Here is a 4,671-nt window from a genome sequence, read left to right as displayed (position 1 = left end):
GGGGCCCGCGCAAACGCCCCGGGGTTCCGCCCCGCGCGGGGGGCGGGGGGGGCGTCCCGGCGATCCCCTGGGCGCGCTCCCCCGGCCGCGCGGGCGCCGGCGTGCCGCCCAATCACAGGACCGGGACCGCCTTGGCCTCCGCTTCCATCGATGTCGCCTCCGCTTCCGCGCAGGCCCCGAACCCGACCGGTGCGGCCGAGCGCTATGCGCTCGCCATGCTCGGCATCGTGGACGACCTCCGGCAGAAGGAGCCCGGCGCCGCCGATCGCATCGGCGGCGATCTCGAGCGCCTGTTCCGCCTCTGGCGGGAGGATGCCGGCTTCCGCGCCTTCGTCGCCGATCCCCGCCTCGATGCCGCCGCGCAGCGCCGCGGCGCCTTCGCCATCCTGGAGAAGGCCGGCATCGGGACCGAGGTGCGCAACCTTCTCGGCGTGCTGATCATGAACCGCCGGCTCAACCAGCTTCCCGCCGTGGCAGCCGCCTTCGGGGCGCTGCTGGCGGAGCGGCGCGGCCAGCAGATCGCGCATGTCAACACCGCCCATCCGCTGTCGGACACGCAGCGCGCCCAGGTCGTGGCGCGGCTGACCGAAGCCGGCTTCTCCGGCGTGCAGCTGCGGGAGACCGTGGATCCCTCGCTTCTCGGGGGCCTCGTCGTCCGCATCGGCTCGCGCCTTTACGACAACTCGATCAAGTCCAAGCTGCAGCGACTGCAGTACGCGATGAAGGGGGCTGCCTGACATGGAGATCCGTCCTGCCGAGATCTCGGAGATCCTGAAGCAGCAGATCCAGGGCTTCGACGCCGAGGCGAATGTCGCCGAGGTCGGCACCGTCCTGACCGTGGGCGACGGCATCGCCCGCGTCTACGGCCTGCAGAACGTCATGGCCGGCGAGCTGGTGGAATTCCCCGGCGCCGGCATCAAGGGCATGGCGCTCAACCTCGAGACCGACAATGTCGGCGTCGTGATCTTCGGCGACGACAAGGGCGTCAAGGAAGGCGACACGGTCAGCCGCACGGGCGAGATCGTGGACGTGCCGGTGGGCAAGGGCCTGCTCGGCCGCGTCGTGGACGGCCTCGGCAACCCGATCGACGGCAAGGGGCCGATCCAGTTCACCGACCGCCGCCGCGTCGAGGTGAAGGCGCCGGGCATCATCCCGCGCAAGTCGGTGCATGAGCCGATGCAGACCGGCATCAAGGCGATCGACGCGCTGATCCCGATCGGCCGCGGCCAGCGCGAGCTGATCATCGGCGACCGCCAGACCGGCAAGACCGCCGTCATCCTCGACACCATCATCAACCAGAAGCCGATCAACGCCGGCGACGACGAGAGCAAGAAGCTCTACTGCATCTACGTCGCGGTCGGGCAGAAGCGCTCCACCGTCGCGCAGCTGGTCAAGACGCTCGAGGAGAACGGCGCGCTGGAGTATTCCATCGTCGTCGCCGCCACGGCGTCCGACCCGGCGCCGATGCAGTACATCGCGCCCTACACCGGCTGCACGATGGGCGAGTATTTCCGCGACAACGGCATGCACGCGGTGATCTTCTACGACGACCTGTCCAAGCAGGCCGTCGCCTATCGCCAGATGTCGCTGCTGCTGCGCCGCCCGCCGGGGCGCGAGGCCTATCCGGGCGACGTGTTCTACCTGCACTCCCGCCTGCTCGAGCGCGCGGCGAAGATGAACGACGATTTCGGCGCCGGCTCCCTCACCGCGCTGCCGGTCATCGAGACGCAGGCCGGCGACGTCTCGGCCTACATCCCGACCAACGTGATCTCGATCACGGACGGGCAGATCTTCCTGGAGACCGAACTCTTCTTCAAGGGCATCCGCCCCGCGGTGAATGTCGGCCTCAGCGTCTCGCGCGTCGGCTCGGCGGCGCAGATCAAGGCGATGAAGCAGGTCGCGGGCAAGATCAAGCTCGAGCTCGCGCAGTACCGCGAGATGGCGGCCTTCGCGCAGTTCGCCTCCGACCTGGACGCGACGACGCAGGCCCTGCTGGCGCGCGGCGCGCGGCTGACGGAGCTGCTGAAGCAGCCGCAGTACAAGCCCGTCCCGGTGGAGGAGCAGGTGGCGGCGATCTTCGCCGGCACGCGCGGCTACCTCGACAAGATCCCGGTCAACAAGGTGGGCGAGTTCGAGCGGCAGATGCTCTCCGAGCTCAAGAGCCGGGCGCCGGACATCCTCGACTCGATCCGCACCGATCGCGAGATCAAGAAGGGCACCGAGGAGAAGCTCGTCGCCTTCCTCGACGCCTTCGCCAAGAGCTTCGCCTGATCCCCGGCCCCAGGTAGCGCGAGATGCCCAGCCTGAAGGCCCTCAGGGGCCGGATCAACAGCGTGAAGTCCACGCGCAAGATCACGCAGGCCATGAAGATGGTCGCGGCGGCGAAGCTCCGCCGCGCCCAGACCCAGGCCGAGCAGGCGCGCCCCTATGCGGAACGCATGGCGCGCATGCTGGCGTCCCTCGGCGCCTCCGTCGCCGGCACGCCGGGCGCGCCGAAGCTGCTGGTCGGCACCGGGGCGGAGAAGACGCATCTGCTGGTCGTCGTCACCGCCGACCGCGGCCTCGCCGGGCCCTTCAACACGAATGTCGGTCGCTTCGCGCGCAACCGCATCCGTGCGCTGGAAGCCGAAGGCAAGACCGTCAAGGTGCTGAGCGTCGGCCGCAAGGGCGCCGCCTTCCTCAAGCGCGAATTCCCCCGCCACATCGTCGGCGAGATCAGCTTCATGGGGAAGAAGCGGATCGGCTTCGAGGACGCCGAGGAAGTGGCCGAGCGCATCACCGCGATGCTCGACGCCGGCGAGTTCGACGTCTGCACGCTGATCTACAACCGCTTCCAGTCCGTCATCACGCAGGTGGCGACCGAGCAGCGCCTGATCCCGGCGCCGCTGCCCGAAGCCTCCGCGACGCCGGCCGCGCCGGGCCCGCAGGCGCTCTACGAATACGAGCCGGCGGAGGAGGAGATCCTCGCCACGCTGCTGCCGCGGAACCTGGCGATCCAGCTCTACCGCGCGCTCCTGGAGAACAACGCCGGCTTCTACGGCAGCCAGATGAACGCGATGGACAACGCCACGCGCAACGCGGGCGAGATGATCAACAAGCTCACGCTCAACTACAACCGCACGCGACAGGCCAACATCACCAAGGAGCTGATCGAGATCATCTCCGGTGCCGAGGCGGTCTGAGGAGCCATCAGCCATGAAGAACAACGTCGGCAAGGTCACGCAGGTGCTCGGCGCCGTCGTGGACGTGCAGTTCCCGTCCGAACTGCCTGCGATCTTGAACGCCCTGACGGTGAAGATCGGCGAGCAGACCCTGGTGCTCGAGGTCGCGCAGCACCTCGGCGAGCGCACGGTCCGCACCATCGCGATGGACACGACCGACGGCCTGGTCCGCGGCGCCGAGGTGACCGACACGGGCGCCGGCATCGCCGTGCCGGTCGGCAACGGCACCCTCGGCCGCATCGTGAACGTGATCGGCGAGCCGATCGACGAGCGTGGCCCGGTCGCCGCCGAGAAGTCCTACACCATCCACCGTGACGCCCCGCCCTTCGAGGACCAGGCGACCAGCGCCGAGATCCTCGTCACCGGCATCAAGGTCATCGACCTGCTCGCCCCCTACCTGAAGGGCGGCAAGATCGGCCTGTTCGGCGGCGCCGGCGTGGGCAAGACGGTCACCATCCAGGAGCTGATCAACAACGTCGCGAAGGCGCATGGTGGCGTCTCGGTCTTCGCCGGCGTCGGCGAGCGCACGCGCGAGGGCAACGACCTCTACCACGAGATGGTGGACGCGGGCGTCATCAAGCTGAACGAGAACGACACCGACGGCTCAAAGGTGGCGCTGGTCTATGGCCAGATGAACGAGCCGCCGGGGGCGCGCGCGCGCGTCGCCCTCTCCGGCCTCTCGATGGCGGAGTATTTCCGCGACGAGCAGGGCCAGGACGTGCTCTTCTTCATCGACAACATCTTCCGCTTCACCCAGGCGGGCGCGGAAGTGTCGGCGCTGCTCGGCCGCATCCCCTCCGCGGTGGGCTACCAGCCGACGCTCGCCACCGACATGGGCGCGCTGCAGGAGCGCATCACCTCGACCAAGAAGGGCTCGATCACCTCGGTGCAGGCGATCTACGTGCCCGCGGACGACCTGACCGACCCGGCGCCGGCCACCTCCTTCGCGCACCTCGACGCCACCACCGTGCTGTCGCGCTCCATCGCGGAGATGGCGATCTTCCCTGCGGTGGACCCGCTCGACTCGACCAGCCGCGCGCTCGACCCGCGCGTGGTCGGTGAGGAGCACTACCGCGTGGCGCGCGAGACGCAGCGCATCCTGCAGACCTACAAGTCGCTGCAGGACATCATCGCGATCCTGGGCATGGACGAGCTCTCGGAAGAGGACAAGCTGGTCGTCGCCCGCGCGCGCAAGATCCAGCGCTTCCTCAGCCAGCCCTTCCATGTGGCGGAAGTCTTCACCGGCACGCCCGGCGTCTTCGTGAAGCTGGAGGACACGATCCGCAGCTTCGCCGCGATCATCTCCGGCGAATACGATCACCTGCCGGAAGCGGCGTTCTACATGGTCGGCACGATCGAGGACGCCGTGAAGAAGGGCGAGAGCCTGAAGGCGGGCCGCCGCCGGCGGGCGCCACTGGTGGGCTTTGGTGTGGCCGCAACACCCCCCGCC

4 protein-coding genes are annotated in these 4,671 nt (G+C 69.0%); all 4 read left to right on the top strand.

Annotated features, from left to right (window positions below; genetic code table 11):
* Window positions 1–131: 131 nt before the first annotated feature.
* Window positions 132–737: an ATP synthase F1 subunit delta gene (gene atpH / locus AC1MIR_RS11565; protein WP_480028305.1), complete on the top strand. Its 606-nt coding sequence runs from the start codon at window positions 132–134 to the stop codon at window positions 735–737.
* A gap of 1 nt (window position 738) precedes the next feature.
* Window positions 739–2,271, top strand: a complete 1,533-nt coding sequence (gene atpA, locus AC1MIR_RS11560; protein WP_480028304.1) for a F0F1 ATP synthase subunit alpha — start codon at window positions 739–741, stop codon at window positions 2,269–2,271.
* Between the two features lie 23 nt (window positions 2,272–2,294).
* Complete coding sequence (locus tag AC1MIR_RS11555) at window positions 2,295–3,182, top strand: F0F1 ATP synthase subunit gamma (RefSeq protein ID WP_480028303.1); 888 nt, start codon at window positions 2,295–2,297, stop codon at window positions 3,180–3,182.
* A 13-nt stretch (window positions 3,183–3,195) separates the two neighbouring features.
* The coding region (gene atpD, locus AC1MIR_RS11550; RefSeq protein ID WP_480028302.1) for a F0F1 ATP synthase subunit beta at window positions 3,196–4,671 on the top strand (1,476 nt) is incomplete at its 3' end.

The sequence above is a fragment of the Falsiroseomonas sp. RANM36 genome (genome assembly GCF_056682175.1).
Note: the sequence above shows the minus strand (reverse complement) of the source record. Positions and strands in the feature narration are given on the sequence as shown.